This window comes from Paenibacillus sp. Root52 (assembly GCF_001426865.1).
In the GTDB taxonomy this organism is placed as follows: Bacteria; Bacillota; Bacilli; order Paenibacillales; family Paenibacillaceae; genus Paenibacillus.
In genome coordinates this window covers 151,013-170,622 of sequence record NZ_LMFO01000029.1, presented here as the reverse complement: position 1 = coordinate 170,622, position 19,610 = coordinate 151,013, and the positions used below count along the sequence as shown (strand labels likewise).

General features: G+C 45.5%; 17 protein-coding genes. 5 read left to right on the top strand and 12 right to left on the bottom strand.

The window, feature by feature from the left end:
• Positions 1 to 58 precede the first annotated feature (58 nt).
• The 4 genes from ASD24_RS21760 to ASD24_RS21745 all read right to left on the bottom strand — a co-directional run bounded on the left by ASD24_RS21760 (position 59) and on the right by ASD24_RS21745 (position 3,624).
• On the bottom strand, positions 59 to 961 hold the full coding sequence (locus ASD24_RS21760; protein WP_056700467.1) for an SMP-30/gluconolactonase/LRE family protein: 903 nt from the start codon (positions 959 to 961) through the stop codon (positions 59 to 61).
• 97 nt (positions 962 to 1,058) lie between these two features.
• Positions 1,059 to 1,718, bottom strand: coding sequence for an SGNH/GDSL hydrolase family protein (locus ASD24_RS21755; RefSeq protein ID WP_056700466.1), 660 nt, complete (start codon positions 1,716 to 1,718; stop codon positions 1,059 to 1,061).
• A gap of 62 nt (positions 1,719 to 1,780) precedes the next feature.
• Positions 1,781 to 2,569, bottom strand: a complete 789-nt coding sequence (locus ASD24_RS21750) for an alpha/beta hydrolase (RefSeq protein ID WP_082560502.1) — start codon at positions 2,567 to 2,569, stop codon at positions 1,781 to 1,783.
• Between the two features lie 221 nt (positions 2,570 to 2,790).
• On the bottom strand, positions 2,791 to 3,624 hold the full coding sequence (locus tag ASD24_RS21745; protein ID WP_056700464.1) for an AraC family transcriptional regulator: 834 nt from the start codon (positions 3,622 to 3,624) through the stop codon (positions 2,791 to 2,793).
• A 128-nt stretch (positions 3,625 to 3,752) separates the two neighbouring features.
• Here ASD24_RS21745 and ASD24_RS21740 point away from each other — a divergent pair, with 128 nt between their 5' ends.
• The 3 genes from ASD24_RS21740 to ASD24_RS21730 all read left to right on the top strand — a co-directional run bounded on the left by ASD24_RS21740 (position 3,753) and on the right by ASD24_RS21730 (position 7,524).
• The gene (locus ASD24_RS21740; protein ID WP_056700462.1) at positions 3,753 to 5,783 is read left to right on the top strand and encodes a beta-galactosidase; all 2,031 of its coding nucleotides are present in this window, start codon (positions 3,753 to 3,755) and stop codon (positions 5,781 to 5,783) included.
• A gap of 286 nt (positions 5,784 to 6,069) precedes the next feature.
• A complete protein-coding gene (locus ASD24_RS21735; RefSeq protein WP_056700460.1) occupies positions 6,070 to 6,804 on the top strand; it encodes a helix-turn-helix transcriptional regulator in 735 nt (244 codons plus the stop codon).
• Between the two features lie 39 nt (positions 6,805 to 6,843).
• Positions 6,844 to 7,524: an AlkZ-related protein gene (locus ASD24_RS21730; protein WP_056700459.1), complete on the top strand. Its 681-nt coding sequence runs from the start codon at positions 6,844 to 6,846 to the stop codon at positions 7,522 to 7,524.
• Positions 7,525 to 7,639: 115 nt separating this feature from the next.
• Here the strand turns inward: ASD24_RS21730 and ASD24_RS21725 are convergent, their stop codons facing one another.
• Together ASD24_RS21725 and ASD24_RS21720 are read right to left on the bottom strand one after the other, a co-directional pair.
• Positions 7,640 to 9,154: a UxaA family hydrolase gene (locus tag ASD24_RS21725; RefSeq protein ID WP_056700457.1), complete on the bottom strand. Its 1,515-nt coding sequence runs from the start codon at positions 9,152 to 9,154 to the stop codon at positions 7,640 to 7,642.
• The gene (locus tag ASD24_RS21720; protein WP_056700454.1) at positions 9,151 to 10,668 is read right to left on the bottom strand and encodes a tagaturonate reductase; all 1,518 of its coding nucleotides are present in this window, start codon (positions 10,666 to 10,668) and stop codon (positions 9,151 to 9,153) included. Before ASD24_RS21720 ends, ASD24_RS21725 begins: the two co-directional genes overlap by 4 nt.
• Before the next feature lie 191 nt (positions 10,669 to 10,859).
• On the opposite strand from ASD24_RS21720, the gene ASD24_RS21715 reads away from it, so the two are divergent.
• Together ASD24_RS21715 and ASD24_RS21710 are read left to right on the top strand one after the other, a co-directional pair.
• Entirely contained in the window at positions 10,860 to 11,729 is an 870-nt protein-coding gene (locus ASD24_RS21715) for an AraC family transcriptional regulator (protein ID WP_056700452.1), read from the top strand.
• Positions 11,730 to 11,964: 235 nt separating this feature from the next.
• Entirely contained in the window at positions 11,965 to 12,642 is a 678-nt protein-coding gene (locus ASD24_RS21710; protein WP_056700450.1) for a tetratricopeptide repeat protein, read from the top strand.
• Positions 12,643 to 12,798: 156 nt separating this feature from the next.
• On the opposite strand, the gene ASD24_RS21705 is transcribed toward ASD24_RS21710, so the two are convergent.
• From ASD24_RS21705 to ASD24_RS21680, 6 genes are all read right to left on the bottom strand, one after another.
• A complete protein-coding gene (locus ASD24_RS21705) occupies positions 12,799 to 13,863 on the bottom strand; it encodes a phosphotransferase (protein ID WP_162248965.1) in 1,065 nt (354 codons plus the stop codon).
• A gap of 159 nt (positions 13,864 to 14,022) precedes the next feature.
• Positions 14,023 to 14,649, bottom strand: a complete 627-nt coding sequence (locus ASD24_RS21700) for a GDSL-type esterase/lipase family protein (protein WP_056700445.1) — start codon at positions 14,647 to 14,649, stop codon at positions 14,023 to 14,025.
• 245 nt (positions 14,650 to 14,894) lie between these two features.
• Positions 14,895 to 18,062, bottom strand: a complete 3,168-nt coding sequence (locus tag ASD24_RS21695) for an MMPL family transporter (protein WP_056700442.1) — start codon at positions 18,060 to 18,062, stop codon at positions 14,895 to 14,897.
• Complete coding sequence (locus tag ASD24_RS21690; protein ID WP_056700440.1) at positions 18,059 to 18,517, bottom strand: MarR family winged helix-turn-helix transcriptional regulator; 459 nt, start codon at positions 18,515 to 18,517, stop codon at positions 18,059 to 18,061. The genes ASD24_RS21695 and ASD24_RS21690 overlap by 4 nt, the downstream gene beginning before the upstream one ends.
• A 220-nt stretch (positions 18,518 to 18,737) precedes the next feature.
• Entirely contained in the window at positions 18,738 to 19,172 is a 435-nt protein-coding gene (locus ASD24_RS21685; RefSeq protein WP_056700438.1) for a GNAT family N-acetyltransferase, read from the bottom strand.
• Positions 19,173 to 19,241: 69 nt separating this feature from the next.
• Positions 19,242 to 19,589 (bottom strand): hypothetical protein, encoded by a 348-nt coding sequence (locus ASD24_RS21680; RefSeq protein WP_056700436.1) that lies wholly within the window; start codon positions 19,587 to 19,589, stop codon positions 19,242 to 19,244.
• Positions 19,590 to 19,610 lie beyond the last annotated feature (21 nt).

The window sequence follows — 19,610 nt, the reverse complement described above, 5'->3', positions numbered from 1 at the left end:
ATGGCTGAGTTATCCATCCAAAAACAGGCATAGTCCAATTTACCGTTCAATCAACTCACTACTCGCTAGTTAGATGATTGAAGCTGCCATATGCATTGGTTTTCTGCCCTTTCACTCCTGGCTTAATGACAAATACAGAGCCTGCATCTGGGGTTTCCAAGAGTCGCTCATCGGAGATACCAATTCTTGCAGTCGTAATGTAGAGGTCTTCCAAGTCTGTACCGCCAAAACAACACGAGGTCACCTGATCAGCAGGCACCACGATCTGTTCAAGCAGTTCAGCTGTATCAGGGTTCCAACGTGTAATACGTCCTCCGCCCCAATGCCCAACCCATAACATCCCTTCTGCATCTACTGACATGCCATCAGGATAGCCCATTTCCTCAGGAATGGAGATGATCGAAGTACGATTGGCGATGCTGCCCTCTTCCAAATTATAATCGAACCGATCTATGGATCTTGTAGGTGTGTCGATATAATACATTGAACGATGATCCACACTCCAGCCCAGACCATTAGAGGTGGAGATATGATCAACCATTTTCCTAACTGGCTTACCTTCCTCTAAACAATATAAGGCTCCCGTTTCTCGATCACCATTGCCCATCCCCATCGTCCCTGCCCAGAATCTTCCACGGGCATCACACTTACCATCGTTGAAACGGTTCGTTTCAATGTCTTGTTCCGGATCTTCATCAATACGTTGAAGTTGTCCTGTCCCCAGATGAAAAGCATGGAATCCACTTCGCAAAGCCACGATGACTTCATCTCTACGATAAGGAACAACGGCTCCTACATGTTCACCCACATCATAAGCCTGATCACTACCTGTAGACGGATCAAAGACATGTACCTTGAAGCCTTCGATATCGACCCATAACAAGCGACCTTGTTCAGCGTCCCAGCTTGGACCTTCTCCCAACAACGCATGACTATGTACCGCAATGTTCAAGCTACTCATTTCATCGCATCCTTTCTATAAGTGCATGTTTAAGTCCAGGTTTTCCGTGCCGAGAAGATAGGAATATAGCAAACTTTTGCACAAATAAATCTGTCCGTTACTTGGTTCCACCTGACCATTCGAATCCAACCGCATCTAGAAACGCCTTCGTCAACACCATGTGACCTGTTGCATCCGGATGCACCCGGTCATACGTCAGAACCGAAGTATAATAATGATCCCAGAATGGAGCAAAAGCAGCCTGTGTGTCCACATAGATTGCATCGAATTCCGCAGCAACTCTGCGCACAGCTTCACCATAAATGTCCATCGTAGCACGCATTGGATCTTCTGGATTCGCTTCCAAATAATAAGGCGTCATAAGCACAAGTCCTTTTAGGCTTGGACGAACCGATGCAACCAGCTCTCGCAGTGTGGATTCATATTCCTCAAGGAATACATGTGAGTCTGTAGATAATGGATTGTCAAATTGACGCCATACATCATTAATTCCGATCATGATGGTCAACCAGTCTGGTTTAAGATCAAGGACGTCCCGATCCCAGCGCTGCTTGAGATCACGAATCGTATTCCCACCATTACCCACATTTTGCACACGTAACATCAATTCAGGATATATGGAACGAAGCAGAGCATACACTTGGGCTACGTAACCGTGTCCTAGACCATTGCTTCCTTCCCCGACAGGATGTTCACGTCCGCAATCTGTAATGGAATCCCCGATAAAAAGGACTTTATCATTTCTTTGAAATTTCATGATCAATTTCTCCTCTGCATTCAGGCATGATGAAGCATGTTGATGAGATTCAGCTCTCACGATTACCAGCCTTGATTTTTCAACCAGGTCAGACATAGTCCAGACCAGGCACTTACCGCTGCATCGTCCTCAGCGAGTCCTAATCCATGGGAGCCCTTCTCAAACACGTGCAAGTCATACGGAATACCATGTGCGCCTAGTGCAAGAGCGTAACGCAAACTATTTTGGACAGGAACCGCTCCATCATCGCTTGTATGCCAGATGAATGCTTCAGGTGCATCGGCCTTCACTTGCTTTTCCGCACTATACGCTATAACTAGTTCGTCTGAAGCTTCAGGACCTAATAGATTTTCCCGAGAACCAGCATGTCCATAAGATTCCATCGTGATGACCGGATAACACAGAATAATTCGATCCGGGCGTGAGCTCACACGTTCAATTGGATCAGCATGCTCGGTTTGCCCTTCATCGTATACCGTTCCCAGCATAGCTGTCAGATGACCTCCAGCTGAGAAACCAAGTACAGCAATTTTGGAAGGATGAATACCGAAATCTTCTGCGTGGGCACGCACATATCGGATAGCCCGTTGACCGTCTGTTAGGGGGGCAGGTTGTTGATGTGGTGCCACGCGATATTTGAGCACAAATGCGCTAATACCTGCACGATTCAACAATTCAGCGATCGGTGCGCCTTCATGGTCGGCTAGAAATCCATAACCGCCTCCTGGGCATATAATGACAGCGCTCTCGGAACCCGGGTGAATAAAAGGAATCAGATGAGGCATTTCATCCTCATGCCCAATCGCTGCATAAGGTGCGGCGTGATTCCACAATGGAATAATTGATGTCAATTCAACTCATCCTTTCTCTCCGTACAACGGTTTCATTCCTTTGCACAGGCTCACTACTTTTTGGAATTGATACCATCATAACGGCAACCAGCTTCGGTCATCAATATCTGAACAGCATCATTATTTAGGGCTTGTCTCAAGCTCCCTAGTCATTTGGTTATAGGTTACATGAATTATGTCCACATGCATAGTGAGATTTGGCACAATTGTAGATATAAAGATTAGTATAATGTCCGAAATTGTTCAGGCGTTACATGTTCAATACGGCGAAATGTAGCGACAAAATGGCTCGCGTCACGGAAACCCACCCTGGTAGCCGTTTCCTTAATCGTTAGCATACGATCTCCAGTCATGAACTCTTTCGATTTGCGAATGCGCAAAAGAATAAAATAGCTGTACGCCGTCATACCGAAGGATTGCTTAAATAGAGTATTCAGATGTCTAGGTGTGATTCCCAGGATTGCTGCCATCTCTTCCAGTCCAATATCTGGATCAGCGTAATGCCGCTCCATATAGGCTATTAACGGCGCGAGTCTCTCAACTGCATGTGAGATCGATGAGCGACTGCCTTTCATGCCATGCTTTTTCAGTAGAATCAAAAATCGATACATGTCCGCAGAAGCCTCTAGTCCAGATAAATCCTGATCACTTCCCATTGAACCAAGCACTTGTCTACCATAATGCTCTGGCGGACTGTCAGCTTCCCATTGATAGATAGCCGCCTCTCCCAAACCGAGCCCCTCCGTAATCGCTGAACATTGTGAACCAGCAAATGTAACATACAAGGTCTCCCAATCGCCTTGGGAGCGCAAGTATTCATGAGGTACGTTTGGCGGCATTAATATGCCGGATGACTCCCCCAGGATCAAGGTTGAACCGGCAAATCTGAACTCTCCAGCTCCCTTAACCGTCTGCAACCAGTGGTAACAGGGGTATCCGGATGGTCTCTTCACGCTCTCTTGGTTCCCATTATAACCAATGCTTTCAATGTAAAGGGGAAGGGTCTGATCCCTTGAAGTCATAAAGTAACGTTCATGCTGAGCTGATATGATCACATGCTTCCCTCCTTAACCTTACAAATATATCATTTCCATATTCTTATATGCGTCATTACTTTTCTTATATTTTAAATGTTATATGAATCATATATTATACAATTATTCTTATACAAGAGGTGAACACATTGATTAGTCACAAATTGCCCAAAATGTTCTATGGTGGAGACTACAACCCTGAACAGTGGGATCACGAAACCCAACTTGAAGACCTGAGAATGTTCAAATTAGCGGGCATTGATATGGCAACCATCAACGTTTTCTCTTGGGCATTAATTCAGCCTGATGAGGTTACTTATAATTTTGAAGGACTTGACCAATTAATTAATAGTTTGTATGAAAGCGGTGTCTACGTATGTCTCGCTACAAGTACAGCAGCTCATCCAGCTTGGATGGCCAAAAAATATCCGGATGTGCTTCGTGTAGATGCTGACGGACGTAAACGCAAGTTCGGTGGTCGTCATAACTCTTGTCCTAATAGCCCGACCTATCGCAAATATTCGGAGAAGATAGCTGATAAGCTCTCCGAACGTTACAAGGATCATCCTGCTGTTCTGGTATGGCACATCTCCAACGAATATGGCGGAGACTGTTACTGTGACAACTGTGAGAAAGCATTCCGCGTGTATCTGAAAGAACGTTATCAGACACTTGATCAAGTGAACAAAGCATGGAATACCAACTTCTGGGGACATACATTCTATGATTGGGATGAGATTGTACTTCCAAGCAACCTGAGTGAACACTGGGGGAACAACAATTCTACCTTCCAAGGAATCTCTCTGGACTACTCCCGTTTCAACTCGGACAGCATGCTGGATTGTTATCGCTTAGAGTACGATGCAATCAAAAAACACATCCCGGATTCCGTTGTAACTACGAATCTAATGGGCTTCTTCAAGCAACTGGACTATTTCAAATGGGCGAAGTATATGGATATCGTATCTTGGGACAGTTATCCTGGTCTTGCGACGCCATTTAGTTTCACCGCAATGGCACACGACCTTATGCGAGGACTGAAGGATGGTCAACCGTTTATGCTAATGGAACAAACACCAAGCCAGCAAAACTGGCAACCCTACAATTCACTGAAACGTCCTGGCGTAATGCGTCTGTGGAGTTATCAGTCCGTTGCACACGGTGCAGACACAATCATGTTCTTCCAGCTTCGCCGCTCGATTGGCGCCTGTGAGAAGTATCACGGTGCGGTCATTGAGCATGTAGGACATGAACATACCCGTGTATTCCGTGAAGTTGCTGAGCTCGGCAAGGAATTGCAAATCCTTGGCGACCAGACGCTGGACGCTACCGTTGAATCTAAAGTAGCCATCGTGTTTGACTGGGACAACTGGTGGGCGATTGAAAAATCAAGTGGTCCTACGGTTGCTCTCAACTATGTAGATCAAATTCACAAATACTATGCTGCGTTCTTCCGTCGCAATATTCAGGTAGATATCGTTAGCGTGGATACCGATCTAAGCAAATATGACATCGTTCTTGCTCCAGTCCTATACATGGTGAAGCCTGGCTTCGCTGACAAACTGGAGAAATTCGTTGAAGCAGGCGGCACATTCCTGACAACCTTCTTCAGCGGTATTGTTAATGAGAGCGATCTGGTGACTACAGGTGGCTATCCTGGAGAGCTTCGCAAGTTGCTAGGCATTTGGGTCGAAGAGATCGATGCTTTATTGCCTGAGCAAAAAAATCGTATCGTGCTCAAAGAAACCTACGGTGATCTGCAAGGGGATTATCAGTGCGGGATGTTATGCGACCTCTTGCACAGTGAGGGTGCTGAGGTCATCGCTGAGTATGGAGAAGATTTCTATCAAGGTATGCCTGTCGTTACCCGTAATAAATTCGGTCAAGGAGAAGCATGGTATGTTGCCTCTGATCCGGAAGAGCGTTTCCTAGACGGTCTGCTTGGACAACTTGCTGCTGACAAAAACATTCATGCCTTACTGGAGACACCAGAAGGTGTTGAGGTTAGCGCACGTACCAAAGACGGTAAGCAATACCTGTTTGTTATGAACCACAATGCTTCAACTCAATCCTATGATCTGGGAGCAACCAAGGTTCGTGAGCTGCTGACAGATCGTGAGCTAACTGGACATGTAGAAATTGAGGGTCGTGGTGTACAACTGCTCGAAAGTAATTCATAAGAGCTTATCGAAAGAAAAATCATATCGAATAGAACTCCCGAAAGAACTTATTCGATACAAACTGTCACCTCTTGATCTATAGTCCCACTTTTTTTATCGTAAAAAACGAGGGTATATGTCATATTCTTCTGACCTCTGTGGAGTTCAGAAAATGCTACTTCCCGTATCCGGCTATGCCGGGTACGGTTTTTTCGTATCATTGTATAGAAGGAAATAGTGTATTATAGCTCGAATTGGACGATACACACATTCTATGAAGCTCTACCTTTGAAACGGAGTGACTGACATGAATAAAATAAACCGGCTAGCCGCCATTGTTATGGCTTTGCAGCACGGTCACGAAACGGCACGCTCATTGGCTGACAAATTCGAAGTGTCACGGCGTACCATTTTACGGGACATCCAGTCCCTGTCAGAGATGAATGTTCCGATCATCGCCATATCCGGCCCGGGTGGTGGCTTTCAGCTCATGGAGGGGTATGTATTACCTCCGCTGCAATTAGATCCTGTCGAAGCTGCAACGATTATTTTCGCACTTGAGGGGATAAGTCACCATATGCATACACCACTTCAGGAATCACGTTGGACTGTCATGGACAAGATCAGAGGTATTATTCCAGAGGATGTTATGGCTAGAATCGACCTTATGCTGAACCAGCTAAATCATCGAATTCATGAGCATAATGAACATATCAAGCACTTTGAGCCTTCTAAGTCTTCAGTACCTTATGAAGGCTGGGCTGAGTCTTCTTTAATTCGAGTGAAAGCGCTATTGAACCATTCAGCAATGGTTGAAGCACAGCAAGACGAGCATATTGGAGAAGAGATGACCGAGGTCAGCCCTGGTCTATGGGAACTGTCTTTTCTCTGTCCATCCGAAGATTGGTCATGGGTCGTACGTTTCTTTTATCGATTAGGTAAGGGAGCAGAGGTTTTAGAGCCTGAAGAACTTCGGAGCGAAATACGCCAGCATGCCGCAGACGTATTTCATTTATATGCATCTTCTTTCAACCGCTGTTGAACTATACTAAACCAAACGATACAAGGAGGACTTCACTTCATGATTAACGACCCTATCACAACTTATGAAGAAGCGGTTCAACGCATCCAATCCATAGGTATACTCCCACTAGCACCTTTATTCCCCGAGTATCCTTCACTCTCTTCACTAACCCCTCAAGAGAATTGGCATAAAGATAATGCACTTGACCCGTGGCTCTGGCGCACACGCTTCGCCGAAGAAGGAATCGCCGCGTACGGAAAATGTATTAAAAAGAAAGCTGTATTGATCTCACGTGATTATTTCCCTTTGATCCACCGATTGCTGGCAGACCAGACGAGCATACAGGAACAGTATGATGCAGGTCTACGATCCCGTGAGGCACTTAAACTATATGAGCGAATTAGTGAGCAAGAAGGGATCGATGGACGTGCCTTGCGTGCACAGACAGGTTTTGCAGCCAAAGAATACAAAAAGTCTTTTGATCAAGGGCTCCTGGAACTCCAGTCCAAAACGATGATTGTCATTAGTGGAACCAAGGAAAAAGAAGGACTCGAAGAAGGCAAAGTGGCTTGGAACAGCTCAGCCTATGAAACTACAGGACACTGGATGAACTCTCATGGCGTACGGCCATTCAGTGGTAGCATTGCTGAAGCTCAGGCATTACTCGTTAGCAAGCTTGAACCGTACACTCCCCCAATCGCTCTATCCAAGATTAAAAAAGCGTTAGGTATTCGATAAAATGAAGACAAATAAATCCCAGTTACCGCACAAGATGGGTAACTGGGATTGCGCAAGACATCGAATGTATAAGCCAATGGGTACGATCCTACTTTAATGAATGTCGCTCATTCAACTATAAGATTACACCATCCTTGAATATGGCAATCTCTCGAAAACCATGTTGCTCACTCAGCGTCTGACTCCGTCCAGAAGCGATGTCGATTAATTGACTGAACAGTTGAACCCTCACATCATCCATCGTCTGACCTTCGAGCAGTTGACCTGCGTTAAAGTCAATCCAATGCTTTTTACGGTTCGCTAGATCAGATTGAGTCGCAATTTTGACAGTAGGTACAGGCCCACCAAACGGTGTTCCTCGTCCGGTCGTGAACAGCACGATGTGAGCACCCGCAGCAGAAAGCGCCGTTACCGATACGAGATCATTGCCTGGTGCCTCTACTATATTTAATCCGGTCTTTGTTACACGTTTACCATAACGCAACACATCAACAACCTCAGAGCGCCCGCCCTTCTGTGTGCATCCAAGGGACTTTTCTTCTAATGTCGTAATGCCACCAGCCTTATTACCCGGTGAAGGATTCTCATATATGTTCTGACCATGATTAACAAAGTATTGCTTAAAACCATTAACTAGATCGACCAAGTCATCAAATACTTGCTCATTAGCAGCACGATTCATTAATATCGTCTCTGCACCAAACATTTCTGGCACCTCTGTCAGAATCGCTGTCCCCCCTGCCGCGACAAGCATATCAGCTACTGAGCCGACAAGCGGGTTGGCCGTGATGCCCGATAATCCATCAGATCCCCCACACTTCAAACCAATTTTGAGTTTGCTAAGTGGGAGCGGCTGGCGCTTTTCCTGTTCAGCAACTTCTACCAGTTCCTCCATCAGGCGTAGTCCTTCCTCCAACTCGTCGTCTATTTCTTGAGCTTTGAGAAAACGAACCTTGCCCTGATATTCAGGTGCAATGCATTCACGGAACTGGTCTACCTGATTGTTCTCACAGCCAAGACCAATGACCAGCACTCCGCCTGCATTCGGATGTTCTACCAACGAAGCGAGCAACTGCTGTGTATATTTCAAGTCATCGCCGAGCTGAGAGCATCCAAACGGATGAGGAAAATGGAATACACCATCTACACGTTTGCCGAACTGGGACTGACCCATTCGTGCTAATGCTTCACACACTTTATTGATGCATCCTACAGTATTTACGATCCAAATTTCATTACGTATGCCTGCTTCACCATTCGGACGAAGATAACCATCGAACGAACGCAGATGTTCGGGAGGCATCTCTGTCTTAGAAGCGAGTCCCGGATTATACTCATAATCGAGCAATCCATGCAGACCCGTTTTTAGATTATGGCTGTGAATCCAGCTTCCCTGCGCAATCTGTTCCTTCGCTACACCAATGGAGAACCCATATTTCATCACATTTTCACCAGCTTCGATATGATGCACCGCAATCTTATGACCTTTGGGCACATCATCTAGCAGAGCAAAAGAAACATCATCAGGCAATACAATCGTTTCGCCTTTTGTGTATTCCCGTAGCGTTATAATGACATCATCCTGAGGATGGATTGCAATCCAGTCCTGAACTGTACTTGTTGTATTCATAGACTCTCACCTTTCAGCAGCGAAATTTCGTGTACGAGCGCTTCTCGCAGCCCTTCACGTTCATCCAAGTTTTCGCCCCAGATGGATACATCGGATAATACGGAACCAATAATACGATCTAATTGTTGCTCATTGCTATTCAATGTATCGTAGTCTTCCCAGTACCCAGCTAAGAGGGATAGAACCTGAGGGTCATCTCGTAAGATAAATGACTCTCCGTTCAAGCGTTGTGTCTGATACCCCTCCGGCGTACTCACTGGGCGGTACAAATATAACAGCCCAGCAAATCCACGTAGCAAGCGGGACGGCCAGTTGCCTTCATTTTGTTCGTAAGAGAGCAGCGTAGGCAGAACACGGACCTTGAACTTACCAATGGTGTTTAACGCAATATCCTGCAATTTATGATTAATGTATGGATTAAGAAATCTTTCAAATATTTCTTCTGCATATAACCCTAAATTGAGATCCGGCATGTTCAATGCAGGGATAATCTCTTCATGCACAGCTTCTCTTATAAATGAACCGAATTGTGGGTCTTCCATCGTCTCCCGCACATGCTGCTTGCCCTGAAGAATACCTAAAGAGGACATAAGTGTGTGTGCACCGTTTAGAATACGCACTTTACGAAGCTGAAACGGCTTCAGATCCTTCACCCAATGTACATTTAATCCAGCCTGCTTCAGGGGCAGCTTCTTGTCCAACGCTTCATCACCTTGGATCGCCCAAAAATGATAAGGCTCTGCTGTATTAATCAGCTGATCCTCATATCCCCAGCGATTCGTCAACGCATCTGCTTCGTCCTGTGTTGGAGCTCCTGTAACAATTCGATCTACCAGGTTGTTTAAGAATAAATTATGCTCCGTAATCCAGGTGCGGAAAGCATCTGAATAACCAAAATCTTCACTGTGACGAAGGACGCAGCTACGTAAGACATCGCCATTACCTTCGAGAAGTTCACAAGGAAGATGAATTAATCCTCTAGCTGGGTCTCCTGCAAAACGTTCAAACCGTCTGTGGAGAAACACCGTCAGTTTGCCAGGGAAGGATTGAACCGGCTCCCCCTCTACATATTCCGAAGATATATATTTCAGACCTGACTCGGTCGTGTTGGAAATAACAAACTCAAGCGATGGTAGCTCCGCTAGCTCTAAGAAATCCTGCCATTCTTCATATGGATTCATGCAGCGGGAAAATATGGAGATCAGCTCTGTACGCTCCACAGGTTTACCATCGGACAACCCACGAGTAATCATCGTATACAATCCGTCTTGTTCTCTGATCTGCTCTAGCTTCGCTTTTCCTCCCGGGCGAGGCTGCGTCACCACAATGCTACCATGAAATTTGCCTTGTCTTGCACTCTCGTGAAGCATCCAGTCAGCAAATCCTCTGAGGAAGTTGCCTTCACCAACCTGCAGTACTTTGACAGGACGTTCAATGATTTCCTTGCACTTCCGTTGTCCATCATTACCTAGCAAATTTAACTTTAATCTTGGACGTTTGGTGCTAGCCGACATGAGCACTCACCTCATTATTTATTTATCTTCAGCGGATGGTGATCACGATCTTATAGCATCCGTTGAAAACGCTTTAAATTCATTGTATCATCAATAAAAGGAAATTAAATTGCTTATAATGCGGTAAATATACTCTTTCATGATCATATTCTTCCTCTGGATCGCTGAGTAATGATTGGAAAGGAGACAGCATGAATCGTTCACCTGTTCGTACAACCATTCAGGCAGAATCAGGCATCCCATTTCGATTGGTGTATGCAGATACGAAATCACCCCAGAACGAATTGCCCGATCATCTTCACGATTGGCATGAGCTTATCTATGTATATCGTGGTCAGGGAACTATTTTTATCGACATGGGGCTTGAGGATATGACTGAGGGGGATCTCTTCATTATTCCGGGAAACACGGTGCATCGAGCCTTACCTGATGAAAAGAACCCCGTCACCTCTTCTGCGCTGTTCTTCAGCCCAGTCTTATTAGCGTCTGCGGCTGGTGTCAGTTCATCCGCATTACTAACCCTATTTGAACGTTGTCGTAAACGTCGCGTGTATAAACGTCAGCTATCCTCAGCCGAACGTTCCACAGTCGCTGCATTAATTGAAGATATTCAGCATGAGTTTGAACTGAACAATCATCTTAGCGCACATGCCGCGTTGCTCAGATTACAACTATTGTTGATCACACTAGAAAGGCTTGATGCCACAGATCCCGAGAATCCCCCTCGCCCGGTACCTGGGCCAAGCTGGTTATCTGCGACTCTAAGCAGCATCGACGACAAACTTCGTAACGGCTTATCTCTGCCAGAGCTCGCGCAGCAAGCTGCCGTCTCACCTGCTCATTTCAGCCGTGCCTTCAAGAGATATACGGGCATGACACTAACCGACTATGCGCTGGCACGTCGGGTTATTATGGCTAAGGAGCATCTGCTCAAAAGTGATGCAACAATGGCCTCTATCGCGGATGCCTGTGGATTCGAGAGCCTGCCTCATTTTTATCGTCAGTTTAAGAAGCTTACGGGAACCACTCCAGCAGCCTATCGGAGAACTATGAGCAGTTAGCAGATGGCAGATGTCTCTAAAACCTATGTTTTTTCATCCCTTTAAGGTGACTCATTTTTTTGAAGTGTAACATATTCTTCCATACACCTCGTATGGTATGATAAGGGGCAGACATCATCTTTGGATCAAGCCAAAGATGGTTTGAAGAGGTTATCCAATACGTCCTCCTGACGTTGTGGTACTCCCTTCTTAAGCGTATATACGCGATTACATTACAAACGGAGTTGACCTTATCGTGCTGATCAAATTTTTGATTTTTGGCTTACTCTGGCAGATTGTAGGTAATCCCATCGTAGCTATCCTCATACTTCTTCTTATTCTGTATTTCTTGGATCGTCGTTACGTCGGGGTATTCCCTAGCTTCATGAAGCCACTCAAGCGGTTACGTAGTATTTCACGATTACGCCAGCAGATCGCCATGAATCCCAACGAGGTTTCCTCCAAGCTGGATCTGGCTCGCCTATTAATGGAACGCAAACGTTATGAGGAGGCACATGCCATACTACTGGAGATTGGGCGCCCTTATGAACATTCGGCTGAATACTGGGAAGCACTAGGCACAACCGAGCTGTATCTTGGCAAAATCCAAGAAGGAGAACAACATATCTTGCAGGCATTGGATATTAATCCAAGGGTGAAGTATGGTCGTCCTTATCTTACGCTTGCTAGCAGCTTCAAGGATCAAGATCAGACTAAATCTTTGCATTACGTGAACCAGTTCCAAGAGATCCATTCATCATCAAGCGAAGCTTATTATCTACTCGGCTCGGTATATCGCTCCCTTGGAAGAAACGCGGATGCAAAGCAAGCTTATGAACAATCCTTGAATGTGTACCGTTCGCTTCCTAAGTACAAGAAACGTCAGGAACGCCGCTGGGCTGTGCGAAGCTGGTTCCGCAAACGCGGACTGTAGCCTACTTGATCTAAGCCTGATGCAGTGTACACAGCGAATATATGGCTATGAATTGAAAGTGCACGGAGCTTTGCCAGTGGCATCGTACCGTGCACTTCTTTTTAATCCTAGGCGTAAACAACGAAAAAACCTATACCCCTCACTAGCAAACCACCTTTATATCGCCTGCACTAGTAGTTCACGTAAACGCCCCTCATGGAGAGCCATCCAATCTGCACGTTCCTTCAGCTTCTGGATCTGCTGCACGGCTACGGCAGGTTCATCCGTACCTTCGAACATGCGACTAAGAAAATGCATCACAACGTCTAGACTTCGTAGCAATATAAGCTGCGGTATGGCTTCTCGTTCAGTAGGCTGCAAAGTAACATTCTCACAGAATCCCTGAATCATCGCCTCCAGTGCAAGCCACACCCACTCTTCATCCTGATCTTGTGTCAACAGGTCTGACATTGGAACAGCGAGCTCCATCACCCGCAAATCCCATGTAGCAAATTCAAAATCAAGTATGGCACTGATCTGTCCCTGTTCATTGGTAAGTACATTCGACGCATTCAGATCACCATGAACCAGTTGGTGTGGCAATTGCTCCATACCATTCAACGCTTCAAATAGAGCCGGTAATACCCGACCTAAATCTCGCATATCATCCGCACAAGTATGAAGTTCAGGAGGTGGTGTCTGACATAGCTGCATTAATTTATGCGGAGTGCACAGTGGGTAGGCATCTTGAATCTGATAATATGGCGGATAAGCAGGTTGGAGTAAGATATCCAGTTTCGACATCGCCAAAGATAATGCTCCAGCAGCTCTGCCAAATTCGAATAGTTGCTCAGGGGTATTCCACACCGGGTTGCTTCCGGCACAATATCGAAATAAAGTTACGATCTTATGCTTGCCAGTCGAGTCCTGAATCGGCAAATAGGTTCTTGCATGCTCATCAGCCTTTATTTCGACAGGGGATGGCACCTTGATCGCAAAATTGGAACGTCCCAAGGTTAACAGCACCTCATGCTCAAACCTAATCTTGGCTTGATCATTATGCGTTTCATATTGCCGAAGCACATAACGCTCGCCGTTCATTTTTACGATATACGTAGAATTGTTCATTCCCCCACTTCCACGCTCTGCTTCCCAACTTGGCTCCATTGTATATGTGGACAGCACACGCTGAATTAGCTGTTGTTCTGGATCATCTGAAGGACGTAAATGAATGTTGTGCACCAAAAAAACTCCTTTACCTTTCATTATCAACTGACCTATTCAAGCTTAAGATACTCCTCCTAAGGCAGAGAACACTTACATATTCTCATCTTAACGGAAGCAGGTAAGCGGGTCTAGTGATTGAAAGACTTCGCCATCATCCCCAATGGTGTACCAGCCTTAGGAAAAAGGAATATAGCCTGTTCGGTTTAACTGATCAGCTATGACACGATACCCTCTAGCATTGGGGTGTACCCGATCCCAGAATAATAGTTCACGTTCATGTCCCAGAAACCGGTCATACACCTGCGCGCATGCATAATACCTTGATCCCGCACCATTCAAGAAGGAATTATATTGCTGTACCCAGTATGCCGCCTCTGCCGCTTGGGGAAACGGGTTGTACAATCCAATTGTTCGCACCATGTAGACACTATTGCCCTTCAGCTGGCGGATCTGCTTCATAATCTGCGAAACATGATTGCGTGTATCTCCCAGCACCTGAGTCATCTTGCTTGTACCCGGAACGCCATTACTTGCTTTGAATGTTCGAATGAGATCATTGCCCCCAATGGATATCGTGATGATATCTGCTTCTCGAAGCGATTGACGCACCCTATTATGCGAGGACACCATCTGTAATAGTTCTCCCGAGGTTAGCCCGTTCATACCCATGTTATCCATGGATACAAATGTTCGAACGTTGATCTCTGCCATTCTGCGATACAAAGGAACAAATCCCGTGCCTAGCAGTGCTCCTGTACCTACGGTTAACGAGTCCCCAATCGCCGCATATCGATATACCATCACCATCGCTCCTCTCTACATGCTCATAACTCACTCATTGCTATAGTGTATGAGGAATCGAAACATATAGCGCGGGACAGTGTCCTTGGGCATTCACCTTTATTTGGTTCGATCACGGTTATCCCCGATTATTCAATTAAATAATATAGAAGAAATTATTTCCTAATAAGCAAAAAACACCGTCAGAAACCTCTGACGGCGTTATTGCAATGACTTATTTGTTACTTACTCGGTTTTTTCCTCACTCACATGCCAAGGGTACGATCAGAATCAACGGATTCCTCCTGCTCTTTGTTCGGGAATGGCCACCAATTGGCACGTCCAAACATCTTCACCATGACTGGTACGAAGAACGGTAAGAATAACAAGGAGTACAACACTAATCCACTGAGAACTACCGTAGCAATCTGCATCATAGATAGCACTCCTGATGGATACATCGCAGCAAAGGTTCCGCTTAGAATGACAGCGGCAGACAGAATAACAGTCCCCATGTTTTTCATAGCATAGAGCATTGCATCCTGTACCTTCATGCCCTTATTCTCATTGAAACGATCCATCAAGAATATGCTGTAATCCACGCCGAGAGCAATGAGCATAACAAAGCCAAAGAACGGCGTTACCCAGCTAATGCCTGAGAATCCAAGGATGTTAACAAATACGGTTTCTGTGATCGCCATCGATGTGAAGTACGCCAGAAGCAATGATACGATCAAATATAATGGCATAATGACAGAACGTAGCAACAACACAAGAATAATAAATGTACCTACAAGCATCAGCGTAACGGTGCGTTTATAATCGTTATTGGATATTTCCTGCAAGTCAGCAAAGGTACTCGTTACCCCGCCTACAGCAATATCTGCCTTCTCAAGCGCACTTCCTTGCACGGCACGATGAACCGCAGCTTCAATATCTGGTACACGATCAATCGCTTCTGTTCCGTATGGATTTTCGGCGAAAATGACATCGATCGTCATCGTTTTCCGATCTGTGGACAGATACGTATCAAATACCTGTTTGAATTCCTTACTGTTCATTGCTTCATCAGGTACGTACCAACCGGCAAGATCCGAATCAGGTGAATTTTGCAACTGTGTCAGATAGTCTTGTGCTGATTCCAGACCACCGGATACCTGTTTAATACCATCTACGCTCTGATTGAGACCATCTGTTAATTGCGTCAATTGACCGCTCAGATCGGTAAATCCTTGTTGGATTTTCTCCTGTCCACCCTGGAGCTGTCCTAGCCCGTTTTGAATAGCAGGAATTTCACTAATGACTTTGCCCTGCCCGTTAGCCGCCTGCGTCAAACCTGTCTCCAGTTGACCTATGCCCATTACAATCTGGCTCAGTCCGTCTGCAAGTGCTTTTTGTCCAGTTGCCGCTGCTGCAAAGCCTTCATTCGCTTGGTTAATACCTGCGGCTGCTTCACCCAGGTTCGTCTGAATTTGTCCCAGACCTTGCGCTAATTGTGCAGAACCTGTTCCGGTTTCACCTATGGTTCCCTTCACCCGCTGATAATCTGCATCGGTCTGCAGTTCAGGATAACGCTCTTCCAATGCTGCGAAGGATTCATTTAATTGAGTCAGCGCAGTTGAAACGCCGGTGAGCTGCTGTACAATTTCACCAACACCTTCACCAAGAGCCGAAACCCCTGCTCCTGCTTGGCGGTAAGCCTGTAATAACTGGTTGTTCGCCTCTGCGAGTTGATCAGCGCTTGACTTCGCTTGTTGAAGCCCTGCTTTCAGATCTCCTGCTCCTGCTGAGCCATCCCGAATACCTTTTTCAATTTGACGCAGCCCTTCAGTTAATTGCGTAATTCCCGACTGCAGCTGTGTAGTGCCTTTGGTCAGTTCTCCTGCACCATCAGCTGCTTCTTTTAATTGTGGTTCATTTTGGCTTAACTGGCTGCTGGCTTCACTCAAGCCATCCCGAATTTTGTCCAAGCCTGTCTTGCCCTCACCCAATCCATCGGAGAGAGTACCCACTTGCTCAGTCACTTCAAAATCTTTGATCTCTTCACCTGTTGGCCGTGTCATACTGCGGACGCCAGTGATGCCCGGAACCTTCTCTACCTCACGGCTAATTTTCTCAGCTACAGCCATATATTTGGCATTGTCCATAGTCTCATCGTTCTGAATAACGACCTGACCTGGTAGAGATTCTCCTGGACCAAAGCTGTCGGATATAATATTGAACGCTTTGACTGAATCGTATTTGTCACCAATTTCATCCAAACTATTGAACGATAATTTACCATCATATGTGCTTAATAATGGTACACAAACGGCTGCTACAATTAACAAGGCTGCCCACGGACGTTTCAAAGAGAAACGGCCTGCCACTCCATAGATCCGGCTCTCGGCATGCTCTAATGAACCTTTAGAAGGCCAGAATAGCTTTTTGCCGAGTACAGCCATAAAGAATGGAACAATCGTTACCAAAGCGAGCATCATCACTGCTATACCCACAGCAACTGCTACAGCGGAGCGATACAGCATAAACTGCGCAAAACCGATGGCAATAAAACCAACCAATACGGCTAAGGCGGAGAAAAACACTGTTTTGCCTGCTGTGCGATACGTTGCAATGATTGCATCCCATGTATTCTCATGATGTGCTAGCTCTTCCTTGAAGCGGCTAATCAGCAGGATACAATAATCTGTACCAATACCAAACATTACTGCCACCATAAAGATCTGTGTAAACGTAGAGATTGGGAAGTTCACTGCGTCCACAAGGAATGCCACAATCTGCTGCGATACAATGTAACTAACACCTACGGTAAGCAGTGGTACGAATGGCGCTACAAATGAACGGAATACAAGGAATAAAATTAGCAATATAAATACAACCGTAATGTATTCCGACTTCTTAAGTCCCTCCTGGGAGCTTTCGATCGTATCTTCATCAATCAAACCCTTACCGGTTATGTAGTGCTCTACGCTGACCGAACCTAAGGCTTCATTCAGGTCATCACGCATCTCTTTCGTAGTACGTTCGCCCTGATTAATGGAAAGAGACGTCAAGATTGTCTTGCCATCCGCAGAGATCATCTGTTCTGCTAATTCAGGTTCTGAAAAAGGTTCCAGGATAGACAGAATGCCCAGCTGCTCCTGCTTAGCCTTCAATTGCTGAATAGCCTTCTCTGCTTCTTGTTTTCCCGACTCACCCAGGCCGTCTGGGTTATAAAATACAAGAGCGATCTGGCTACCCTGCTGCTCGCCTTTTTGCGCGGCAGCTGCATTTAGAATGGCGGCTGCATTCGTTGAAGAGTAACCTTCGGGTACGGAAAATTGACCCTTTTCTCGGATTAACTCTCCCATATTGGGAGCAGTTAGCATTAATACTGCGGCAATGACGATCCACAGCCCCATCAGCCACCATCTTGCTTTCAAAATCGTTCTCATTTCTGCTCCGGTCCTCCCTCATGCGTTAGCAAAGCTGCAAGCTTCTCAAACGATTCAATAAAATTGTATACATCCTCTGGCTTGAAGTGGATCAAATAAGGCTCAAGAAGCTGCTGTATCTCTTGCTCTGTCTCTCGGTATGCCTTGCGCCCGTGATCCGTTAACGTCAGGTAGACAACTCTACGATCACGCTCATCCCCAGCACGATGTACCAGATCACGATCTACCAGTTTGTTGACCAGAGCGGTAATACTGCTCTTGCCCACGCAGAGTAACTCTGCTAGATCGGAAGGGGTGCATTGTTCCTTCTCATTAATCAGTCGTAATGCAATAAATTGATCTGTCGTCATCGTCTGACCCACGCGTTCACGAATTCGAGTATCGAAACGTTTGGTCACCAAAAACGATGCATCCAAGTAACGGTTAACCAAACTTCGAGCGTCTGGTGTTTTCATATCTTATTCTCCTCTCTCGAAAAGTAGTTCGCTTATGAAACTATTTATCAATGAAACTATTCTATACTGAAACTATATGACGAAGCAATACTTTTTTCCTATCCTCTACAAACAAAACAAAAAAAAGCAGGACGTCTGACTTAGTTCTCACTAAACTCAAACGTTCTGCTTCATGTTTTATTTATTTGTATTCAGTTTCATATTCCATATTCTTAACCGATTATTCTTCCGTGTCTTCATCCTTCTCCAACACGCAGCGAAACCGCTCAACGCCTGGATATAACTCGCCAAGGCTGTACACGACAAATCCACAATTCCGATAGAACTCGACAGCCTCCTGATCCGTTTCTGCGATCAAACGATCCGGATTATGTTTCTCCAGAAGCTGTGCGATCATTCCACGTCCATAATTTTTGAAGCGATTCTCAGGCAAAACGGCAATATGCTTAATCGTCACTTCATCTGCTCCTGTGTGAATATAACCGAGTAAGCCAATGAGCTGCCCCTCGCCTTCATACCCTTCAAGATGCAATGCATCGCTCTCCGTATATTGTTGAATAGCTTGATTCAAATGTTCAGGTTCAGGAAAGACCGAATAGGCCAACAGTTCTTGCACCTCAGGCTCCTGAATTCGTGATTTCAAATTAATTAACAACGTTCATTCCTCCTGTATCTTGCATGTATCCGTTATCGTATTGTAGTCGTTACCCATGCAAAGTTCAAGTTATAAGCTGATGGTCAGTGTTCCAGTTCCAATAAAAATAAATATAAAAACGATCATTAGAACAAGAGCACTCGTAACAAGCAGTTTGCCTGTATCCTTCTTATACGGATGATCATTAAACAACATAACTCCACCTATGGTCATGGCGATTGGAGGAAAGAAAATCGTTATGACGACGAGTAGTACGATAGCAAATCGATCCAGTATGGGGTTATAATCCTCCGTCATATGTGTTCGCTCAGGCTGCGCTGTTTTGGTGGCAACCAGATTGCCGCAGGATTTACACTTGAATTCATCTGCTCCCATCGGTTTCTCACAATAGGAACAAACTCTACTGATACGCGACATGTCGAACACCTCCTTTCAATG